Origin of the sequence: Phenylobacterium sp. (assembly GCF_013911965.1) — a bacterium.
Lineage (GTDB): Bacteria > Pseudomonadota > Alphaproteobacteria > Caulobacterales > Caulobacteraceae > Phenylobacterium.
The window spans coordinates 279,679-300,249 of sequence record NZ_JACESE010000001.1 but is presented as its reverse complement, the minus strand read 5'-3'; the positions used below and the strand labels follow the sequence as shown (position 1 = coordinate 300,249).

The window sequence follows — 20,571 nt, the reverse complement described above, 5'->3', positions numbered from 1 at the left end:
AAGCAATTGCGGCCTTCTTATATGATCTTCTAATCAATTAGGGAGCCCCAAAGGGAAAGATTTTGCGATGCGCCACAACGAAGTGACGCTGGACGACAAGTTTCTGCTCACCGAGGGTCGCGTCTTCATCACCGGTGTGCAGGCCCTCGTCCGGGTGCTGCTCGACCAGCACAGGCTCGACCAGGCCGCAGGACTGAATACGGCGGGCTTTCTGTCCGGCTATCGCGGCTCGCCGCTGGGCGGGCTCGACCAGCAGGCCCATCGCGCGGGCAAGCACCTGTCGGCCGCCCATGTCGTGTTCAAGGAAGGCCTGAACGAGGACCTGGCCGCCACCGCCGTCTGGGGCAGCCAGCAGGCGAACCTGTTCGCCGGCCCCAAGTACGACGGCGTCTTCGGCATGTGGTACGGCAAGGCGCCGGGCGTGGACCGCACGGGCGACGCCTTCAAGCACGCCAACTTCGCCGGGACCTGGCCCAAGGGCGGCGTGGTCGCCGTGGCCGGCGACGACCACAACTGCAAGTCCTCCACCCTGCCGTCCCAGTCGGAGTTCGCCTTCCAGGACTTCGAGATGCCGGTCCTGTCGCCGGCCGACGTGCAGGAGGTGCTGGACTACGGCCTGATGGGCTATGCCCTGTCGCGCTTCTCCGGCCTGTGGGTGGGGCTGATCGCGCTCGCCGACACGATGGATTCGGGCATGACGATCGACGCCTCGCTGGCGCGTCACCAGTTCGTCCTGCCGAAGTTCGACATGCCCGCGGGGGGCCTGGGCATCCGGCTGAAGGACCAGCCGATGGAGAAGGAGCAGCGGCTCCGCACCTACAAGATCCCCGCCGCCCTGGCGTTCGCCCGCGCCAACCGGATCGACCGCGTGACGCTCGCCTCGCCCCGCCCGCGGCTGGGCGTCGTCTGCCAGGGCCAGGCCTACAAGGACGTGGTCGAGGCCTTCGCGGCCATGGGGATCAGCGCCGCCCAGGCCGCCGACCTCGGCGTCTCCATCTACAAGGTGGGCATGCCCTGGCCCCTGGAGCCCACCGGCCTGCGCGCCTTCGCCGCCGGGCTCGAAACCCTGATGGTCATCGAGCACAAGCGCCCCCTGATCGAGGGGCAGGCCCGCGCGGCGCTTTACGACCTGCCGGCCCAGGCGCGGCCGAAGATCATCGGCAAGGCCGACGAGCAGGGCCATCCGCTGCTCTCGGAGCTGGGCGCCCTGTCGGTGGCCGAGATCGCGCTCGCCATCGCCGACCGCCTGCCGCCGGGTCCGCACATGGACGGTGTCTATGACTATCTGAACCGCGTCTCGGCCGCGGGCGTGGCCGCCGTCAGCCTGTCCTCGGACCAGCAGCGCAAACCCTTCTTCTGCTCGGGCTGCCCGCACAACACATCGACCCGCCTGCCGGAAGGCTCCAAGGCGCTCGCCGGCATCGGCTGCCACTACATGGCGAGCTTCTCCGACCCCAACACCGACCTGAACAGCCATATGGGCGGCGAGGGGCTGAGCTGGGTGGGGGCCGCGCCCTTCACCTCGGAGAAGCACGTCTTCGTCAATCTGGGCGACGGCACCTACAACCACTCCGGCTCGCTCGCCATCCGGGCCGCCGTCGCGGCCGGCGCCAACGTCACCTACAAGCTGCTGTTCAACGACGCCGTCGCCATGACGGGCGGACAGGCGGCCGAAAGCGGCTTCACGCCGGCGCAGATCACCCGCCAGCTCGCCGCCGAGGGCGTGGTCCGCACGGTGATCGTGGCCGACGATCCCGACCGCTACAAAGGCGTCACCGACCTGGCCCCCGGCGTTGAGGTCAAGCCGCGGTCCGATCTGATGGCCGTGCAGCGCCAGCTTCGCGATACGGATGGCGTCACCGTCCTCCTCTACGATCAGGTCTGCGCCACCGAGAAGCGCCGCCGGCGCAAGCGCGGGACCATGGCCAAGGCCGAGCAGCGGGTGATGATCAATCCGCTGGTCTGCGAGGGCTGCGGCGACTGCTCGCGCGCCTCGAACTGCGTGTCGGTCGAGCCGCTGAACACCGAGTTCGGCCGCAAGCGGAAGATCAACCAGTCGACCTGCAATCAGGACTATTCCTGCCTCGACGGCTTCTGCCCCTCCTTCATCACGCTCGAGGGGGCGGAGAATCCGCACGCGGCCAGGCTGCCGGCCCTGACGGCCGACTCCACGCCCCTGCCCAACTTCGAGCCGTCGGCGGGCGTCAAGAACATCGTCTTCACCGGCGTCGGCGGCACGGGCGTGACGACCACGGCCTCCATCCTGGCCATGGCCGCGCACGTGGACGGCAAGGCCGCCTCCGTCGTCGACATGACCGGCCTCGCCCAGAAGGGCGGGGCGGTCTTCAGCCACGTCCGCATCGGCGATGGCGAACACAGCGTGGTGGGCGGCCGCACGCCGGCGGCGAGCGCCCATGTGCTGATCGCCTGCGACGTCATGGTGGCGGCCGGCGCCGACGCGCTCGCCCTCTACGCCAAGGACCGCACCCTGGGCTTCGGCAACGCCGACCTGTCGCCCACCGCCGACTTCGTCACCGACCGCGACGTGCGCTTCGATTCCGGCGGCATGGCCCGGCGCATCTCGGCCGCGGTGAAGGCCTATGACGAGACGCCGGCCCAGCACATGGCCGAGACCGAGCTGGGCGACGCCATCTTCGCCAATATGATCATGCTGGGCTTCGCCTGGCAGAAGGGCGTCATCCCCGTCTCCAGCCGCGCCCTCTACCGGGCCATCCGCCTGAACGGGGTGGCGGCCGAGGCGAACCTGCAGGCCTTCGAAATGGGCCGGCGCGCCGCCCATGACCCGCAGAGCCGCGGCCGGCGCGAGGCCGACGTGGCCACGCCCGAGACCCTGCCGCTGGCCGAACTGATCGCCCATCGCACGCGCGAACTGGCCGCCTATCAGAACGGCGCCTATGCCCGCCGCTATTCCGACCGGGTGGCGGCTGTCGCCCGGGCGGAGGCGCCCTTCGGCTCCGAGGCCCTGACCCGCGCGGTCGCCATCAACCTCTACAAGCTGATGGCCTACAAGGACGAGTACGAGGTCGCCCGCCTCTATACGGACGGCCGCTTCGACGCCTATCGCGCCGGGACCTTCAAGGGCGGCAAGGCCAAGGTCTGGCTCGCCCCGCCGATCCTGGCGCCCAAGGACGACCGCGGAAATCCGAAGAAGATCGCCTTCGGCGGCTGGATGCTGGACGCCGCCTTCCCGGTCCTGGCCAAGATGAAGGGGCTGCGGGGCACGGCCTTCGACCCCTTCGGCCGCACCGAGGAGCGGAAGATGGAGCGCCAGCTGATCGCCGACTACGAGGCCGACCTCGACCGGCTGACCGCCGAACTCTCGGCCGATCGTCTGCCGCTGGCCGTCGAGATCGCCGAGGTCCCGCAGGACATCCGAGGCTTCGGCCACATCAAGGAAGCCTCGGTCGGCCCGGCCAAGGCGAAGGCCAAGGCGCTGTGGGCGAAGTGGGAGCGGGCGGAGACGCCGGTGGCGGCCTGAGCCGGGGTCAGACTGAGCGTCTGAACCCCCGCCGTCGTCACCCTCGGCCTGCGCCGAGAGGGCCTCTCGCGCTCTCGCCCGCCCGCGGCGGGGACCCCCGGGGCCAAGCCCGGGGGTTGACGCTCTTGCGGGAGCGGCGCGGCGGCTGTCTTCACGCCGCCAGCACGACGCCCCGCCCCGGCGCCAGGGGATTGGCCGCCGCCCGCTCGGCCCGCAGCGCCCGCTCCAGGCTCTGATCGCCGCCGCGACGGGCGGCTTCGATGAGCGTCAGGTCGAAGACGTCCCGCTGGGCGTGGCTGCCGCCGAACCGCTGCAGCCGGTGGCGCACGCCCCGCAGCAGGTCGCTCGCCCTGGCGTAGTCGCCCTGACCGAAGGCGAAGAGCGCCTCGCAGACCGGCCGGCCCACCTCGGCGGCGAACAGGGCGTTGTCCCCCGGCCCGGCCGCCGCGGCGGCTTGCGCCTCCAGCACGGCCTTGGCGTCGTCCGCCCGCCCGGCGCCCACGAAGGCCATCATGGCGTGGGCGTCGTCGAAGGCGTACTGGCCGCGCGACGTGCCGGCATAGACCTCGGCCAGGCGCGCCCAGCGGTCGCCCGCCTCGACGCCCATCAGCTTCAGCCGCCAGAGCAGGGCGGCGGCGTCCACCATGTCGAAGGTCATGTCCGACGGGGTCCCGTAGATGGGCCCGTCATAGAGGGCGAGGACGGAGTCCACGTCCCCCAGGCCGAGGTGGAAGAGGGCGAGGTGCCACCAGTTGTGGACGGCCAGCATGCTCTCCGGCGCCCAGGCGGCGTTCTCCGTCCGCATCCAGGCGATCCCGTCGGCCCGGCGGTCCTGCATCTCCAGCACGTGGGCCACGGCGTGCTGAGCCCAGTTGTTGCGGGGCTCCAGCTCGACGGCCCGGCGGCCGGCCGCCTCGGCGCGGTCATAGAGCGCGGTCTCCTCCAGCCCGAAGGCGTGCATGCCCAGGACGGCGTGGTGGTCGGGCATGCCTTCGGACCAGGCGGGCAGGGCGCGGCCGATCCGGTCGCGCAGATTGCGGCTGTCTCCGACCAGGAAGTCCATGAGCTGGCCCGCCTGGAGGGCCAGCACGTCGCGGGGAAATTCCAGGCTCACATCCTCCAGAATGCGTCCGGCGGCCCGGATCTCGCCGGCCAGGAGGCTGCCGATCGCCGCCAGATGCCCCTGCTCGCGCCGCGTGGCCGGCAAGTCTTTGGCCGCGGCGAAGGCTTCGGACCCAATGACGGCGGTCGCGGCGCTGCCGCCCAGAAGCGTCATGTAGGCCTTCAGCACATGGGCCATGACGAAGTCCGGACTGTCGGCCAGGGCCGCCTCCAGCGGCGCGAAGGGCTCGCCGGCATAGCAATGGTAGGCATGGACGGCCTGTCGGTACGCATCTGCCGAAAACCGGCTCGCTCCAGACAATTCCAGCCCCTGATGATCTCGAATCTGCACGTTTCTGTCTCCTCGTTCAGGCCGAGAGGAGTAGAGCTCCGGCGGTTCAACCTCTAGCAGGTGCGCGGTCGGTTCGGCGAACGCTGGAATTTTAGTTGGAATTCAAGTATCTGCAGCGCCAGCGAGAAGAAGGAGCCTGGCCGTGGCCAGCCCGAGCCTCACCAAAACTGCACCTGCGGTACGGTCCCCTGCGGCTCAAAAGCCCAAGGGCGAGCGCACGCGCGATCGGATTCTGGATTTCGCCTATGACAGCGTAATCCGCAAAGGATTCGCCGCCACCTCGATCGAGGAGCTGGTCGAGGCGGCCGGCATCACCAAGAGCGGCTTCTTCTACCATTTCAAGGACAAGACCGATCTCGCCCGGCAGTTGATCGCCCGCTATACCAGCGAGAACGCCAGCTTTCTCGACGACATGGCCGAGCGGGCGCGGGAACTCTCCGACGATCCGCTACACAGCTTCCTCATCTTCCTAAAACTCTATGCCGAAGCGATGGAGGACATCCCCGACTCTCATCCCGGCTGCTTCGTCGCCACCGTCACTTTCCAGGACCAATCCTTCGACCGCGAGATGCGGCGGCTCACCGTCGACAGCGTCATCGACTGGCGCGAGCGCTTTGTCGGCTGGCTGGAGGAGATCGCCGCGGTCTATCCGCCACGGGGCAAGCTCGCCATGGTGGACCTGGCGGACTCCATTCTCGCCTTCACCTATGGCGGCATGACGCTGGCCAAGGCGCTGGACGACAACAGCGCCATCAGCCGCCAGGCGATGATGTTCCGTGAGACGGTGCGCCTCTACTTCCAGCCCGACTGAGGCTTCCGCCGGCACGCGAGCCGGGCTAGGGCTTGCCCATGGCCGATTTCGATTTCGACGCCCTGGTGGTGGGCGCGGGCGCCGTGGGGCTCGCCTGCGGATATGCGCTGACCCGGCGGGGCCTCACCGTCGTGGTGCTCGAGCAGGATGTGGCCATCGGCCAGGGCGTCTCCTCGCGCAATTCCGAGGTGATCCACGGCGGGCTCTACTATCCGACGGGCTCGCTGAAGGCGCGGCTCTGCGTGCAGGGGCGGCGGATGCTCTATCCGTTCCTGGAGGCCCGCAACATCGCCTTCGACCGCTGCGGCAAGCTGGTGGTGGCCAACGGGGCCGACGAGGTCGCACGGCTCGAGCCGATCCTGGAGCAGGCGCGCATCAACGACGTGGAGGGCATGGAGCTGCTCTCCAAGGCCCAGGCGCTGGCCCTGGAGCCGGAGCTGTCCTGTGACGCCGCCCTGATCTCGCCGCAGAGCGGGGTCTTCGACAGCCACGGCTACATGCTGGCCTTGCAGGGCGAGATCGAGGCCGGCGGCGGGGCCGTCGTGCTCTCCACCCCTTTCGAAGGCGCCGAGCCGCTGCCGGGCGGCGGCTGGCGCATTCGGGCCGGCGGGGCGGAGCCGACGAGCCTCAGCGCGCGCCTGCTGGTCACCGCGCCCGGCCTCTCGGCCCAGGCCGTGGCCGGCGCGATCGAGGGCTTCCCGCGGGAGGAAATCCCCGAAGGCCACTACGGCAAGGGCCGCTATTTCCGCCTGCAGGGCAAGGCGCCCTTCGCCCGCCTGATCTATCCGCCGCCCATCCCCGGCGCGCTCGGCACCCACTATCGGCGCGACCTGGGCGGCCAGGCCGTGTTCGGGCCCGACCTGATCTTCGTCGACGAACTGGACTACAGCGTCGATCCCGACGCGGCGGCGGGCTTCTACGCCTATGTGCGCAAGTTCTGGCCGGCCCTGCCCGACGACTCCCTCTCCCCCGACTATGCCGGCATCCGGCCCAAGCTGCACGGCCCGGGCGAGCCGCATCCCGACTTCCGCATCGACGGCCCGGAGGCGCATGGCCTGCAGGGGCTCGTCGCCCTCTTCGGCATCGAAAGCCCGGGCCTCACCTCGTCCCTGGCGATCGGGGAGGAGGTGGCGGGGCGGTTGGGTCTGGCGGAGGCCTGAGGGGCCGCAGACCCTGTAGGCAGACACATGGTCCTGGAGTGGCTGGGATGACCTGGAATGACCCTGAACATCATGGGACGGGGCCTTGTGAATCAAGGCTCGGGGGCGCGTCGGGCGGGGCTGGAGGCCGGCAGGGCTGTGTCCAGGGATATCGGGCGGATCGGGCGATCTGGCGCGATTTAGACAGTCAAAACCGGAGTGGCGGTTAGACATTCGAGGCGGCGCGTAGGGGCCTTCGAGGGCGGCGCGGCCGTTGGGCCGCCGGCCCTTATGAATCAAGGTCGGAACGGGTTTGAAGGTCGCTCGAAGGGTGTTCGAGGCGTGGGTGAACAGAGGCCTCAGCGCGGGCCAGGCCTCGCCGGATCTGGGAAACGAACTGGGAAATGTCCTTCCCAGTTTCGCCGGGCGTTCCCAGTTCCGAAAACGCTAAGAAAGACAAATGGATAAGAATCGGTCGGGCCGATCTGGCCGGGCCGAAGTCGAACTCGAACTGGGAAGGCGGTCTGGGCCGCCGGTCTGGCCAGGATCATCGTTCCACGGTGGAACGATGATCCTGGATCTGGCGATCATCGCCCCACCGTGGGGCGATGATCCGCTGGGTTTTCGCCACCGTGGCGAAAACCCCTTCAGCGTGGCCGTACTGGGTCGCCAGGGCGACGTGCGCCACCGTGGCGCGCCCTATGGTGGGGCACGTCTGCATCGGCCCCGCGATCTGCGGCGCCAATCCGATCATCGCTTCAATCTGAAGCGATGATCCGCTGGGGGTTTGCCCCACGGTGGGGCAAACCTATGACGCGCGGCGGAGGGTCAGGGAGCCCAGGATGCGGCCGATCGGGGAGACGTCGACTGGGGGTTTGCCGCACCGTGCGGCAAACCCCCTATGGCGCACGCCTGCATTCCGGCGCTCGACCTAGCCGCCACCGCTCACCAAGAGGCTGGCGATCCGCTCGATCTCATCGGCGAAGTCCGTCTTGAGGATCTGGATCACCCGATCGCAGTCAGCCGCGTCGCGGCAAAGTTCCTGCTTAAGGCCGACGTTCGTGGCCGTGATTGCGAGCCCCATAAGCTGCATCATTGCCTGCTCAACATTGTCGAGGAAGACGGCGTCAACGTTCGCCTCTTTCATCTCATCGAAGGGAAAGACTGCGAGGGCGGCGCGCAACCAATATGCCGCCTCGACGCGACCGAATATGTGCAGTCGCAGGGCGGCGTCGAGCGCGCGCCCGTAATCGGCGGCTGCTGGGCTAACCAATAGCTGCAAATACTTATTCGGCACTGCGCCGCGGTCGCGCCACTGCGAAATAGCGGAGCGATTTACGCCCAACTGACGAGCTAGCTCGGAGTCGTTCTTTGCGTTCAGCGCGACCCGCAACGCCTCGATGTCGTCCGCCACAGCCATTTAATTGTTTACACGTGAACGCTTGTCGCTAGAGTGTTCACGCGTGAACATCCATTGCACGTGAGCGACGTTAACAATCATGACCCCGAGCCCAGGCCCCGATCTGCTGCGCGAGGTGCGCATCGGCTTCATTCGACAAGGTTCCTCTCTGAGGGCGTGGTCGGCGGAGAACAGCGTCAGCGCCAGCTACCTGATCCAGGTCCTTCGCGGCCGCACAAATGGCCCCTGCGCCCAGGAGTGGCGTAAGCGGCTGATCTCCGATGCAGGAATTAGCGCGGAAACCGCATCCACCCAACGTCCAAAAGCGCGGGGCTGCTAGACATGCGCCCCCTGGCGATATCCGACCTGTACGTGATGGCCGCAGAGCCGCGGGTGCGCGACCTGGAATTGGGGGAGCGCCTCGGATTCGAGCGCGTCAGCAATGTTCGAAACCTGATCCGCAGGAACGCCGACGAACTCGCGGACCTAGGGGTTCTCGCCACCGTGGCGAAAACCTCGGGTAAGGCCGGCGGGCGCCCGACTACCGAATATCTCCTGAACGAAGCGCAGGCCCTGCTGGTCTGCATGTTCGCCCGGACGCCGGAGGCGGCCGAGGTGCGCCGCCAGGTGATCGAGGTCTTCATGGCCTGGCGTCGCGGGGAGCTTCAGGCGGCGCCCCGAGGCGACGTGACGCCCATCGCGGCCGGCGACCCCGTCGCCGCCCAGCTCGCGCGTCTCACCGAACGGCTCGATGCGCTGGAGGGGCTGGGGCAGCGGCTGCGCGACGGCGATCACGGCGCACGCGCCCTGGCGCTGACGCACGCCGATGTGTGGGCGGAACTTCGGCCCGGACGACGCCCAGCCCTCTTCGGGGATGTGGAGGTCCGGCAGCACATTCTGGCGACCCATCGTCAAGGCCGGATCGATGACGTCCTGGCGGGGATGAGGGAGCGGTTCGGTCCCGCAAGGACGCCAAGCCGCAGCACCTTGCATCGCTGGTGGCTTCGGCTGGACGAGTTGAAGCGCGCGCGGGGGGGCGGTCTCTGATGGCCTCCGCAGCGCCTGTTGACCTGCCGATTTCGATGATCAGCGTCGGCCCGCGGCTTCGCCCGGTCGATCCCGCCGCCGTCCAGAACCTGCAGGTCGCCATCCAGGAGACGGTGTTCTTCGGATCCATTCTGGTCCGCCCCATCGCAGGCGAGGAGGGCGAGCAGCGGTACGAGCTGGTCGCCGGCGCCCACCGCCTGGCCGCCATGCGCGGCCTGGGCCGGGCCACCATCCCAGCGACGATCCGGCCGCTGAGCGACGACGAAGCGCGTCAGATCGAGATCGACGAGAACCTGGTCCGTCGCGGCCTCACGCCGCTCGAGCGGGCGGAGATGCTCGAGGCGCGGTTCGCCGTTTGGAGCCGCCGGTTTCCGGACCGGATCAGCGTTGAGGAAGGGACCCTCCAGCGCAAACGGGGCCGCCCGAAAAAAGAGGTAAACATTACCCAATTTACGGGCGGGGCGCCCCAGACCATGGGCTTCGCCGTCGATACGGCGGGCGAGGTCGGCCTGTCAGAGTCCACGGTGAAGCGCGCCTGGGCGACCATTAATGGCCTCTCCCCCGAGCTTCGCGCCCGCATACACGGGACCTGGATTGCGAAGGCTGAGGGGGTTCTCTGGGGCCTCGCCGGCCTCGGCGATCCGGCCCTACAGGCCGCGGCGCTGGAGCCGCTGCTGGCCGGCCAGACGAAGAACGTCTCGGCGGCGGTGGCGATCGCGGCTGGGAAGCCGCCGCCGGCCGCCAAGGCCAAGGCGCGCGACATCCCCGGCGAGTTCGAGAAGCTCTGGAAGGTCGCCACGCCCAGTCAGCGCCGAGCGGTCCTGGACCGGCTAGCGGGGCTTTCCCTGCCCAAGGGCTGGGCGGTGATCCCGACGGATGCGCCGGAGTACGGCGCCTATCAGGCGCGCGTGGCGCCCAAGGCGGTCGAAGAGGTCGAGACCGACCTGCTGGGAGGCGACGATGCGTGAGCGCCTTTCGCCATCCATCCGTCGCGCTTTAGCAGGTCTTCTAGGTCCGGTGCGCCAGTGGGTCGGTCCGCGGCGCTTCAATCGTTGGCTGGCGCCCAAGGTTGACCCGGTCCCGCATGAGTTTCCCATGGGGGCGGACGAGCGAGATCGATATCTTGCCAGGAAAGAGCGGTACTTAGCTTCCGTTCGAGGTCGTCGTGAGCTGCGACCTCAAGATTCATGTTCACGCTCTGCGCCCGGAGACTCTCAATGAGCTTCCGCTGCGCCGCGAGCGCGTCCTCGACATGGATCACCGAAATCGCGTTGTGGCGTACGAGCGCCGCCACGATTGCGGCGAGAAACGCTGTGTTGGCGGTCGCCGCTGGTACGGCGTCGCCGGAAATGGCCTCCACGAGGGCTTCCAGTGAGCCCAAGCGGTCCAAGATTTCGTCCAACGCCGCGCCCTCCCGGAGATTCGCCCGTCGCAGGATAACGGCGCGAGGTGCGGTTGCACCCCTGCGGCGGCGGCCAACCGGGACGGAGGTCGCCCATGGCTAAGGCCAAGGGGGACAATCGGACGGGCGATCTGTTCGACGTCGAGCGGGTCTGGCCGGTGCGGGCGCCGCAGAGCCTGCCCAAGGCGCTCGACATGAAGCGCCAGATCTCCATGTCGATGATGGAGGCCGTCCGCGAGAGCGGGAAGACGGTTCCGGTCATCGCCGCCGAGATGACCGAGCTGCTGGGCGACGACGAGGTCACGCCGCAGCAGCTCTACGCCTACACCGCACCGTCCAAGACCACCCACAACATCAGCCTGGTCCGCTTCATCGCCTTCGTGCGGGCGACCGGCTGCCTGTGGCTCTGGGACGTGTGCCTGCAGGACGAAGGCCTGCTGCTGCTGCAGGGCGAAGAGGCCCGCCACGCCCAGGCGAGCCTGACCTTCGGGCCGGAACTCCAGGCGGCCAAGGCGCTCGTGGACGAGTGCCTGCTGGACTGGTCGTCGGAGACCGGCGCTGAGCTGCGCACCATCGTCCAGAACGCCTTCAACGTGGACAAGCAGAACGACGTCTCGCCGGCCCGAATGTTCTCGCTGCTGCGCTACCGCATCGAGGACGAGCGCTGGAAGCGCGCCATGAAGGCGGTCACCGACAGCATCCGCCCGATCGGGACCAAGGAGTATTTCCGGTTCCATCGTCGCGCGAGCACCAGCGCTCCCTGGCAGCTGGTCACCATCGATCTGGCGGCGGCGTGATGGAACGGCCCGCCATCTCCCAGGCCATCGGCCTGGCCGTGGACGCCCACGGCCTGGTCCACCTGCGCCTGCTGAACAGCCAGGGGGGCAAGCTCGCCATCCTGGTCATGGCGCCCGAGCAGGCCCGCAAGGTCGCCGCCACCCTGAATCAGGTCGCCGACAAGGCCGCCCAGGTGGCCGCCACCCCGATGACGGAGGTCCACTGATGCTCCGCGATCCCGAAGTGCTGGACATCATCTCCTCGGGCGTCCTGCTCGGCCGGGCGGCCGAGGCGCTGTCGCCCTTTGAGGCCGAGACGGTGGCCGAGATCGGCCAGCGGTTCGTCACCTATCGCCGCGAAGCCGTGGTCACCGAGGCCGAGTGGCAGGTGCTGCGCACCGCGCTGGAGGCCATGCGCCGCGCCATGGCGGAGCGCCTGGCCCAGGGCGAGGCGGAGGCGGCGTGACATGCTGACGCCCCGCAAGGTCCGCATCGCCGAGGTGGTCGCCGCTGTAGCCGAGCAGGCCGGCATTACCGTCGAAGCCATGCGGGCCGACCGTGCGCCTCGCGGCGCGGCGGTCGAGGCGCGCCAGCGGGCTGCGATGCTGGCCCGGGCGCTGCGGCCGGACCGCTCATGGATCCAGCTCTGTGAGGCGCTCGGCCTGACTCTTGTGGGCGCTTACGAGGCTGCCGGCGCCGCCTCGGTTCGTTGCCGCCGTGGGGAGGCGTCTGAGCTGACCGCTGTCGAGGAGATCTGCCGGGAGATCCTCGGCGTGCCTGTCCCCGACCTCAACCTGCCATCGCCGCAACGGCGCCACCTGACCCGCGCCCTTCGCCAGGCCCGCCGCAGCGCGGCGGCGGCGGAGAAGGCAGCGGCCAGCGCTCTGGCGAACCGTGAACAGTGGGCGGCGCGGGTGCAGGCGCTCTCTCGCGAAGTCGAACAACTCGGCGGTGGCTCATGAGCTTCCCAATCCGCCACATCGTTCGCGTCACCGATCACGCCGTCATCCGCTGGCTGGAGCGGGTCGAGGGCCAGAACGTCGAGCGCGCCCGGCAAGCGATCCTGGCCTGCGACCCGCAGGGATGGATCGCCAAGGGCGCGGCCGGCCTGCAGCTGCCCAGCCTCGGTGTCCGGCTGGTCGCGCGCCAGGGGACCATCGTCTCCGTCATCCCGCTTCACGAGGAGCCGCGCTGATGGCTCGCCGCAAGATCTCGCGCCGGCCGGCGCGTCAGACAAAAGTGGTGGCCTGGAGCCCGGCCATCGAAGGGCTCTTTCGCATGGCGGCGGTCGGTTGGACGCCGCCGGCGACGGTCCGTGTGAGCCAGGGCGGCGCCAGCATGACCTGGTCGGCCGACTTTTCGGACGAAAAGGGCCAGCCTTTCACGCTGAAGGTGCGCCTGCGCCGCGCGAAGGATGGCTGGAAGCTCGCCGAAGAGACGCTGCAGACGCGCCTGATCTATCGGGCGGGAGCAAGCGCATGAAGCCCGGACGCATCCCCTGCGAGGTGCTGACCTGCCGTCGCACGGCGCCTGCCGATCGCTACGAGCCCGGCACCAGGATCATCTGCGGCAAGTGCGCCCGCTTGGCGACCCCGGAAGCGCGGAAGGCCTACAGCGTGGCCGCCCGGGCGGTGCGCCGTCTCGGCGACGACGGGCTGTTCGCGTCTCCCAACCAGCTGGACCAGGCGCACCGCGCGAAGCACCTCGCCTGGGAGCGCCTGGTCGCGGAGGCGAACGAAGCCAAGGCGGGGCTGTCATGACCGCCGCCCGCGCCTTCAGCGGCCGCCACGCCATGCTGGCCAAGATCCATCTGGCGGCCAAGGAGCTGGCCCTGGACGAGGACGCCCGCCGCGACGTGATCGAGCGGGTGACCGGCGGCCATCGCTCGGCCGGCGATTGCACCGACGCCCAGCTCGATGCCGTGCTGGCCGAGTTCAAGCGGCTGGGATGGAGGCCGAAGCCCGCCGCCCGGGCGAGAACGGGTACGGCGCCCGTTTCCCGCCGCAAGGCCGCGACCCATCCGGTCGCCCTGAAGGCGCGAGCCATGTGGATCTCGCTCTGGAACCTGGGCGTGGTTCGCTCGTCCACCGAGGCCAGCCTGGAAGCCTTCGCCAAGCGCCAGCTGGGCGTCGATCGGCTGCAGTGGGCCGACCAGGCGCAGGGCTACCGCCTGATCGAGGCGCTGAAGGCCATGGCCGAGCGCGCCGGCTGGAGCCAGGATCTGTCGCTGATCAAACCGGACCGGCAAGTCTGGACGCTGAAGGCCCGCCTGCATAACGCCCAGCTGCGCCAGCTCGGGGAGCCGCCGGCGCGCCTGCAGGGCGTCAGCGAAGGCGAGCTGGACAAGATGATCGCGGCCGCCGGCGAGCTGCTGCGGGCGAGCCTTGCCGCGGGCGAAGGTGGCTCTGAATGACCGGGAGCTGGTTCCAACTGTCCCGCGATGTGATCCAGCGGGTGCATGATCGGCTCGCCCGCTCGATCTACCTGAAGCACTTCTTCATCGGCCCTGAGCTGTGGAGCCTGCCGCGTCCCTATGACGCCGCCATGTTCGACCAGGCGGTCAACGGCGGCACGACGGCGGCGATCAAGATCCTGCAGCGCGCGTTGAACCGGCAGGGCAAGCCGTTCCTGAAGGTCGACGGCCAGCTCGGCTGGTCGGCTGAAACGGCCCGCACCGTCCGTGCGCAGATCCTGGGCGTGCGCATCGACCAGGTCAGCGAGGCCGTGTCGCCGACAACGCCGACGGCCGGCCCATGAGCGAGCTGCAGGACGAGTCCCAAGCGCGTGAGGCTCGCGCCGCCGAGGTGGCGGCGACAGCCTCGAACGTCGCCCTGTCGGTTGTCGAGGCGGTGCAGCTGCTGGGCGTGGAAGGCGTCTTCCACGAGTACCAGAAGAAGGCCGTCGCCCTATCGCACCAGCACGAGCTGGTCGTCATCGAGAAGAGCCGCCGGGTCGGGATCACCTGGGCCTTCGCCGGCGATGACGTGATCACGTCCGCCACCGATCGGAGCGCGGGCGGCGAGGACACGCTCTACATCTCCTACAGCCAGGACATGGCGCGGGAGTACATCCAGGCCTGCGCCGGCTTCGCCAAGGCCTTCATGGGCATCGACGCCGCGGTCGGCGAGATGATGTTCGAGGACGAGGTGCCCGGTCAGGACGAGACGAAGCAGATCAAGGCCTTCCGGATCGACTTCGCCTCCGGCTTCAGCATCCAGGCGCTCTCCAGCGCGCCGCGTTCTCTGCGGGGCAAGCAGGGCCGGGTCCGCATCGACGAGGGCGCCTTCGTCAACAGCCTGGACGACCTGGTGAAGGCCGCCATGGCGCTGGTCATGCTCGGCGGCTCGGTCGTCATCATGTCCTCGCATCACGGGGTGGACAGCGACTTCAACAAGCTGATCCAGAGGATCCACGCTGGCGAGCAGGAAGGCGTCGTCCAGCGCATCACCTTCGCCGACGCCGTGGCCGACGGCATGTACGAACGGGTGGCGAAGATCCGCGGCCTGCCGCTGACGGCCGAGGGACGGGAGGCGTGGGTCGCGAAGATCCGCAAGCTCTACGGGGTCCACGCCGCCGAGGAGCTGGACTGCATCCCATCCAAGGGCACCGGCTCGTGGCTCACCTTCGATGAGATCGAGCGGGCCGAGGACCCGGCGATCCCGGTCCTTCGCCTGGCTTGCGAAGACGCCTTCACCTTCCAGCCGGACCACCTGCGGCAGGCCTTCATCCGGGAGTGGTGCGAGGCGCACCTGCTGCCCGAGATCCGCAAGTTCGGCGCGCACGACATCGTCAGCGTCGGCGGCGACTTCGCCCGGCGTTCCGACCTCTCGGTCATCTGGCCGCTGGTCGAGGAGCCGGACCGATCGCTGCGGACGCCCTTCGTCGTCGAGATGCGCAACGTGCCTTTCACCGAGCAGGAGTACCTCTGGAAGTACCTGCTCCATCGCCTGCGGCGATGGCGGGCGGCGATCGATGGCCAAGGCAACGGCCTCTATCTGGCCGAGCGCCTCGTCCAGGCCTTTGGCGCCCGCGTCCTGGCGGTGCTGAACACCAACACCGCCTGGTGGCGCGAGCATGGTCCGCCGGTGAAGCAGCGCTTCGAGGACAGCCGCTTCAAGATCCCCCGCGACCGGGACACCAGCGCCGACCTGCGGGCCGTCAAGGTTCAGGGCGGCGTGCCGACGATTCCGGAAGAGCGCGCCACATCAAAGGGCGAGGACGCCGCGCTCTCGAAAGCCTCGGCGGACCTCAAGCGCCACGCCGACGCCGCCGTCGCCCTGGTGATGTCCGTCTTCGCCCTGCGCCAGGGCGTCGCCGGCGAGATCGACTTCGCAAGCACCGGCTCCGTCCTGCCGAGCGATCCGGTGCTGGTCGAGAGCCGCGGCTTCGGCGTCGCGGCCTCCGAACTCCTGCTCCACGGGTACTGACATGGCCGACGAAGAGCCCGCAGCCGCGCGGCCCGATCTCCAGGAGATCGCCACCTCCCAGGACGGCCGCGACATCACGCGCCCTTTCTTCGGTCCGTTGCTCGACCACGAGGACAGCGTCCTGCGGGGTCTCGGCTCTCGCTGGGACCTCTATCGGGAGATCCGCCGCGACGGCCAGGTCCACGCGACCTTCCAGCAGCGGCGCCTCGCCGTCGTCGCCCGTCCGCTGGTGGTCGAGCCTGGCGCCAAGGATGCGCGTAGCGTGGCGGGCGGTGGGAGCGGTTCATGCGCTCGGCCTCGACGCGGCCGTACGCCACCTACCACCACACCCCGCAGGAGCACCCGCGCGAGCACCACAAGGCCTGGGACAAGATAACCCTGCCGGTGACCCATCCCTTCTGGAAGACGCACTACACGCCCAACGGCTGGGGCTGTAAGTGCTACGTCACCTCAAGCCGGCGGGCGGAGGCGGTCACCTCGGAGGCCGAGCTGAAGGCGGCCGGCGCCTACGACCAGGTCCCCTGGACCAACCGCCGCACGGGCGAGACCTCGCTGGTCCCCAAGGGCATCGACAAGGGCTTCGACTACAATGTGGGCGAGGCGCGGCTCGCCGGCCTGGCGCCGCCGGCGATGCCGGAGCCGCAGCGGGCCTATGTGGCGGGCGATCGCCGGCCCCGCGCGCTTCCACCGCCGCCCGCGCCGCGCCCATTGCCGCCCGACGTAAAGGTCCGCCCGGATCTGCCCGCCGATCCTCAAGCGGTCTTCGAAGCCATGTCCAAGGTGGTGGGCAAAGGAGAAGGCGAGGTCTTCATCGACCGCGCCCAACTGCCCGTCGTGCTGGGTCAGCGCATGTTCGAGCGCCACGATCCGGCCGGCGCCAGCGTCGGCGCAAAGCCTGGTCTCGCCTCGCGCGCCGAGCTGGCGGAGATCTTCGGCGCCGTGCTGCGCGACCCCGACGAGATCTGGGTCTCCCTTCAGGCGCGGGACGACGGCTCATCTGTGATGGTGCGGACCTATGTCGGAGCGTTCGACGCCATGGGCGAGACCGGCCGCCGCCTGTTCGTCCTGGCCTTCCACGAGGGCGCGGCGCGCGGCGTCTGGATGGGGGCGACGGCCTTCGGCCCCGGCAAGCGAGACAAGCCCGCGACCCAGGAGGCGGCGACCAGTCAGGGCTTCCGGGTCGGCACCCTCGTCTATCGACGGAAATGAAAGAGGCCCGCGAGGGGCGACCTCCGGGCCTCAGTGGCGCTGCTCTGGAGCCCGTCGCCGGGGGCGACAGCGCCTCCCAAATATGTGCCTCGAAGGCTCCGAATGCAACGCTCGCCAGAAGCGCCCCAGGAACGCCCGAGACCCCTTGGACGCTCCGAAGGCCGCTGACACCCCCTGAACGGGGCTCTCAGGCCGTTCGAGGGCGTTCGAGGCGCGTTCGAGATCGGAAGGAGGGTCGCCGGCCGCAGGTGGGTTGAGGACCGCAGGGGCGGACAATTGTCCGGGCTACGGCGCGGCCGGCGCGATCCACAGTGACGCTCAATGCAGCGGTCGTCCAGCGGCGACCGCGGATCTGTCTGAAGAGTCGTCACGCCCATGCTCCAATCGATCCAGGCCTTCAAACCCGGCAAGCACCGGGCCGTGGACGGCAAGGTCTACGAGTTCAGCGAAGCCCAGGTCGCCGAGATCGCCGCCAGCTATGACCCGGCCCTGTCGGCTGCGCCGATCGTGCTCGGCCATCCGAAGATGGACGATCCCGCCTGGGGCTGGGTGAAGGGCCTGCGGGTCGATGAGGCCGGCGCGCTGGTGCCGGAGTACGAGAAGGTCGATCCCGCCTTCGCCGAGGGCGTCGAGGCCGGCCGCTACCGCTACACCTCGGCCGCCTTCTATGCGCCGGACGACTCCCGGAACCCCAAGCCCGGGACCTGGTATCTGCGCCACATCGGCTATCTCGGCGCCACCCCGCCGTCCGTGAAGGGCCTGCGGGCCGCCTTCTCCGAGGAAGAGGCCGGCTTCGTCGCCTTCGGCGCGGCCGACGGCTACTGGGTGAAGGACATCCTGCGCGGCGTCCGCGACTTCTTCATCGAGAAGTTCGGCCTCGAGGACGCCGACCGCGTCATCCCGAGCTACGCCATCGACAACATCGAGCGTGAGCCCGCCCAGCCCGGCTTCGCCGAGGGCGGCCAGGAGCCGACCACGGGCCAGGAGACGACGCCGGCGATCTCGGCGAGCGCAAGCGAGGGCGGTGAGCCCGGCGCCGATGCGCCGCAGGCGGACGCCGATCGCGAAGCCGCGCTGGCCGCACGTGAGGCCGATGTCGCCAAGCGTGAGGCGGCCTTCGCCGAAGCCGACCGCGCCGCCGCGCGCGCCGAGGACGGCGTCTTCCTGGACGGCCTGGTGAGCGAGGGTCGGCTTCCGCCGGCGCAGCGCGACCGCGCCGCGGCCCTGTTCGCCCGCCTTGGCGGCGACACGACCGTGGAGTTCGCCGAGGCTGGCGCCGATCCGCGCGCCGAGCTGCGCGAGCTGCTGGACGGCCTGGGCGTGAGCATCCAGTTCGCCGAGTTCGCCCGGCCCGACGGGTTCGACCCCGCCGACGCCATGGCGGCCCCGCAGATCGCCTCGCGCATCCGCGAGCTGATCGCCGAGGCTGCCGCCCGCGGCGAGCACCTCTCCCCCTCACAAGCCGCCGCGCGCCTCTAGGCCCGCGCAAGGAAAGACCATGCGCAATCTTCCCGCTTCCCCCTTCACCGCCGGCGCCGCGATCGCGGGGCGCCGTTTCGTCAAGTTCAGCGCCGAAGGCACGGTCGTGCAGGCCACCGCCTCGACCGACGCGATCATCGGCGTCTCCGACAGTCTGGGCGCCAAGGCCGCCGGCGACATCGTCGACGTCTACCAGCTCGGCACGCACATCGAGGTCGAGGCTGGCGGCAATCTGACCCGGGGCCTGGAGATCACCTCCGACGCCAACGGCAAGGCGGTCACCGCCGCGCCGGCCGCCGGCGCCAGCTGCCGGACCGCCGGCATCGTCCAGGGCTCCTACGTCGCCGGCGACGTCGCCGAGTACCTGGCCTCGCCCGGCTCGAAGACCACGCCCGCCTAAGGCGCGCCCGCTCCCACTCCTTCAACGATCCAGGATCTCGCCGCCATGGCCCGCCCCTTCCCCGTCAACCCCACCCTGACCGGCATCGCTCTCGCCTACACCAACGAGGAGATGATCGCCGACCAGGTGCTGCCTTACGCCTCGCCGGTGAAGACGGAGGAGTTCACCTACCTCCGCTACGCCGAGGGCGAGGGCCAGACCGTGCCCGACACCCGCATCGGCCGCCGCTCCGAGGCGAACACGATCGAGGTCAGCGCGACCGAGGAGACCTCCAAGGTCGTTCCCCACGCGCTCTCCGACCTGATCCCGATGTCGGACCTCGACAATGCGCCCCAGGGTTACGACCCCAAGGCGCACGCCACCGAGACCGTCACCGAGCTGATGGTGCTGCGGCGCGAGGTGGACGTCGCCGGCCTGGTGCATGCGCCGGCCTCCTACGCCGCCGGCCATAAGACCCAGCTGGCCGGCGCCGATCAGTGGTCCGACCCGGACTCCGATCCCTTCCAGGCCATGTGGGACGCGCTGGACATCCCGCTGATGCGCCCGAACATGGGCGTGATGGGTCGGTCGGTGTGGAACAAGATCGCCACCCATCCGAAGCTGATCACCAAGCTCTACGGGGCGGCGTCCACGGTGGGTAAGGCCCGCCTGCAGGACCTGGCCGACATGCTGGAGATCAAGAAGATCCTGATCGGCTCGGCGCGCGTGAACACCGCCAAGAAGGGCCAGCCGGTCAACCTGCAGCGCGCCTGGGGCAACCACGCGGCCTTCCTGTACATCAACCCGCTCGCCAACAACGAGCGCGGCATGACGTTCGGCATGACCGTGCCGATGGGCCAGCGGTTCGCCACCCGCGAAATCCCGGAGCCGAAGATCGGCATCGAGGGCTCGCTGCGCGTCCAGGTCGAAGATCGCCGCAAGGAGCTGATCACCGCTCCCAACTGCGGCTACCTCTTCCAAGACGCGATCGCCGCGGCCTGATCGATGCAGATCCGTCTTCTCCACATCGGCCTGACCTTCGGCGGCGTGACGCACGCCGAGGGCGCGGTTCTGACCGCCGGCCCCGAGGGCGACATTCCCCTCGAGCTGGCGAACGCCCGACTCGCCGCCCGGACGGCCGAGCGGGCCGATGTGGCGGAGACGCCGCCCGCCCTGGCGGCGGCCCTCGCCCACGTCGAAGAGGGTCTGATCGGCCTTCAGCCTGTCCTCGAAGCGGTCTTGATCACCGTCGAGAGCGAGGCCGACGCCGTCGCCGCCCTCGTCCATGAGCGGCTGCGGGCCGCCTTCGCGGGCCTGGAGAGCCTCGGCGGCCGGCTTCACGAGCTGACGCTCCGCGCCTGGGCTATCGCCGGCGGCGACAATTCCAGCGGGGTAGAGCAGCTGGCAGCTCACCTGGCTCATAACCAGGAGGTCGCGGGTTCGAGTCCCGCCCCCGCTCCCAACTTTTCCGAAGGGACCGCGGACGCGCCGGCGTCCGGGAGTGCGGCTGAGCCGCTTGGTCCCCAGGCGGCCGACAACGTCGCCGCCTCG

23 protein-coding genes, 1 tRNA gene and 1 pseudogene are annotated in these 20,571 nt (G+C 69.5%); 22 read left to right on the top strand and 3 right to left on the bottom strand.

Annotated features, from left to right (window positions below; translation table 11 throughout):
* The first annotated feature begins 67 nt into the window (after positions 1-67).
* Positions 68-3,499 carry an indolepyruvate ferredoxin oxidoreductase family protein gene (locus H2041_RS01475; protein ID WP_293408672.1) on the top strand — a complete coding sequence of 1,144 codons (3,432 nt, stop codon included), beginning with the start codon at positions 68-70 and terminating at the stop codon, positions 3,497-3,499.
* Positions 3,500-3,650: 151 nt separating this feature from the next.
* On the opposite strand, the gene H2041_RS01470 is transcribed toward H2041_RS01475, so the two are convergent.
* The gene (locus H2041_RS01470) at positions 3,651-4,952 is read right to left on the bottom strand and encodes a tetratricopeptide repeat protein (protein ID WP_293408669.1); all 1,302 of its coding nucleotides are present in this window, start codon (positions 4,950-4,952) and stop codon (positions 3,651-3,653) included.
* A gap of 142 nt (positions 4,953-5,094) precedes the next feature.
* On the opposite strand from H2041_RS01470, the gene H2041_RS01465 reads away from it, so the two are divergent.
* The 3 genes from H2041_RS01465 (at position 5,095) to H2041_RS01455 (ending at position 7,677) form a co-directional block, all read left to right on the top strand.
* The gene (locus H2041_RS01465; RefSeq protein WP_293408666.1) at positions 5,095-5,763 is read left to right on the top strand and encodes a TetR/AcrR family transcriptional regulator; all 669 of its coding nucleotides are present in this window, start codon (positions 5,095-5,097) and stop codon (positions 5,761-5,763) included.
* A gap of 38 nt (positions 5,764-5,801) precedes the next feature.
* The gene (locus tag H2041_RS01460; protein ID WP_293408664.1) at positions 5,802-6,923 is read left to right on the top strand and encodes an NAD(P)/FAD-dependent oxidoreductase; all 1,122 of its coding nucleotides are present in this window, start codon (positions 5,802-5,804) and stop codon (positions 6,921-6,923) included.
* 547 nt (positions 6,924-7,470) lie between these two features.
* A complete protein-coding gene (locus tag H2041_RS01455; RefSeq protein WP_293408662.1) occupies positions 7,471-7,677 on the top strand; it encodes a hypothetical protein in 207 nt (68 codons plus the stop codon).
* A 156-nt stretch (positions 7,678-7,833) separates the two neighbouring features.
* Here the strand turns inward: H2041_RS01455 and H2041_RS01450 are convergent, their stop codons facing one another.
* Positions 7,834-8,316, bottom strand: coding sequence for a helix-turn-helix domain-containing protein (locus tag H2041_RS01450; RefSeq protein WP_293408660.1), 483 nt, complete (start codon positions 8,314-8,316; stop codon positions 7,834-7,836).
* Positions 8,317-8,643: 327 nt separating this feature from the next.
* On the opposite strand from H2041_RS01450, the gene H2041_RS01445 reads away from it, so the two are divergent.
* Both H2041_RS01445 and H2041_RS01440 read left to right on the top strand, forming a co-directional pair.
* Positions 8,644-9,348, top strand: a complete 705-nt coding sequence (locus tag H2041_RS01445; RefSeq protein WP_293408658.1) for a hypothetical protein — start codon at positions 8,644-8,646, stop codon at positions 9,346-9,348.
* On the top strand, positions 9,348-10,316 hold the full coding sequence (locus tag H2041_RS01440; RefSeq protein WP_293408656.1) for a ParB/RepB/Spo0J family partition protein: 969 nt from the start codon (positions 9,348-9,350) through the stop codon (positions 10,314-10,316). The genes H2041_RS01445 and H2041_RS01440 overlap by 1 nt, the downstream gene beginning before the upstream one ends.
* A 77-nt stretch (positions 10,317-10,393) precedes the next feature.
* Here the strand turns inward: H2041_RS01440 and H2041_RS01435 are convergent, their stop codons facing one another.
* On the bottom strand, positions 10,394-10,750 hold the full coding sequence (locus H2041_RS01435) for a hypothetical protein (protein WP_293408654.1): 357 nt from the start codon (positions 10,748-10,750) through the stop codon (positions 10,394-10,396).
* A gap of 95 nt (positions 10,751-10,845) precedes the next feature.
* Here H2041_RS01435 and H2041_RS01430 point away from each other — a divergent pair, with 95 nt between their 5' ends.
* From H2041_RS01430 to H2041_RS01355, 16 genes and pseudogenes are all read left to right on the top strand, one after another.
* Positions 10,846-11,547 carry a DUF3164 family protein gene (locus H2041_RS01430; protein WP_293408652.1) on the top strand — a complete coding sequence of 234 codons (702 nt, stop codon included), beginning with the start codon at positions 10,846-10,848 and terminating at the stop codon, positions 11,545-11,547.
* Entirely contained in the window at positions 11,547-11,753 is a 207-nt protein-coding gene (locus H2041_RS01425) for a hypothetical protein (RefSeq protein ID WP_293408649.1), read from the top strand. The genes H2041_RS01430 and H2041_RS01425 overlap by 1 nt, the downstream gene beginning before the upstream one ends.
* Complete coding sequence (locus tag H2041_RS01420) at positions 11,753-11,992, top strand: hypothetical protein (protein ID WP_293408647.1); 240 nt, start codon at positions 11,753-11,755, stop codon at positions 11,990-11,992. The genes H2041_RS01425 and H2041_RS01420 overlap by 1 nt, the downstream gene beginning before the upstream one ends.
* A 1-nt stretch (position 11,993) precedes the next feature.
* Positions 11,994-12,488 (top strand): hypothetical protein, encoded by a 495-nt coding sequence (locus H2041_RS01415; protein WP_293408645.1) that lies wholly within the window; start codon positions 11,994-11,996, stop codon positions 12,486-12,488.
* Positions 12,485-12,721, top strand: coding sequence for a hypothetical protein (locus tag H2041_RS01410; protein ID WP_293408643.1), 237 nt, complete (start codon positions 12,485-12,487; stop codon positions 12,719-12,721). Before H2041_RS01415 ends, H2041_RS01410 begins: the two co-directional genes overlap by 4 nt.
* Positions 12,721-13,008 carry a hypothetical protein gene (locus tag H2041_RS01405; protein WP_293408641.1) on the top strand — a complete coding sequence of 96 codons (288 nt, stop codon included), beginning with the start codon at positions 12,721-12,723 and terminating at the stop codon, positions 13,006-13,008. The genes H2041_RS01410 and H2041_RS01405 overlap by 1 nt, the downstream gene beginning before the upstream one ends.
* A complete protein-coding gene (locus H2041_RS01400) occupies positions 13,005-13,286 on the top strand; it encodes a hypothetical protein (protein ID WP_293408639.1) in 282 nt (93 codons plus the stop codon). Before H2041_RS01405 ends, H2041_RS01400 begins: the two co-directional genes overlap by 4 nt.
* Positions 13,283-13,939 (top strand): gp16 family protein, encoded by a 657-nt coding sequence (locus H2041_RS01395; protein ID WP_293408637.1) that lies wholly within the window; start codon positions 13,283-13,285, stop codon positions 13,937-13,939. Before H2041_RS01400 ends, H2041_RS01395 begins: the two co-directional genes overlap by 4 nt.
* Complete coding sequence (locus tag H2041_RS01390; RefSeq protein ID WP_293408634.1) at positions 13,936-14,283, top strand: hypothetical protein; 348 nt, start codon at positions 13,936-13,938, stop codon at positions 14,281-14,283. Before H2041_RS01395 ends, H2041_RS01390 begins: the two co-directional genes overlap by 4 nt.
* Positions 14,280-15,953, top strand: a complete 1,674-nt coding sequence (locus H2041_RS01385; protein ID WP_293408632.1) for a hypothetical protein — start codon at positions 14,280-14,282, stop codon at positions 15,951-15,953. Before H2041_RS01390 ends, H2041_RS01385 begins: the two co-directional genes overlap by 4 nt.
* A gap of 279 nt (positions 15,954-16,232) precedes the next feature.
* A pseudogene (locus tag H2041_RS01380) lies at positions 16,233-16,388 on the top strand (hypothetical protein); the annotation flags it as partial.
* A gap of 195 nt (positions 16,389-16,583) precedes the next feature.
* Positions 16,584-17,162: a PBECR2 nuclease fold domain-containing protein gene (locus H2041_RS01375; protein WP_367132413.1), complete on the top strand. Its 579-nt coding sequence runs from the start codon at positions 16,584-16,586 to the stop codon at positions 17,160-17,162.
* 375 nt (positions 17,163-17,537) lie between these two features.
* Complete coding sequence (locus H2041_RS01370; RefSeq protein WP_293408630.1) at positions 17,538-18,641, top strand: hypothetical protein; 1,104 nt, start codon at positions 17,538-17,540, stop codon at positions 18,639-18,641.
* A 19-nt stretch (positions 18,642-18,660) separates the two neighbouring features.
* On the top strand, positions 18,661-19,041 hold the full coding sequence (locus H2041_RS01365) for a capsid cement protein (RefSeq protein ID WP_293408628.1): 381 nt from the start codon (positions 18,661-18,663) through the stop codon (positions 19,039-19,041).
* Positions 19,042-19,086: 45 nt separating this feature from the next.
* Positions 19,087-20,022, top strand: coding sequence for a hypothetical protein (locus H2041_RS01360; protein ID WP_293408626.1), 936 nt, complete (start codon positions 19,087-19,089; stop codon positions 20,020-20,022).
* Positions 20,023-20,406: 384 nt separating this feature from the next.
* A tRNA-Met gene (locus H2041_RS01355) sits at positions 20,407-20,482 on the top strand.
* Positions 20,483-20,571 lie beyond the last annotated feature (89 nt).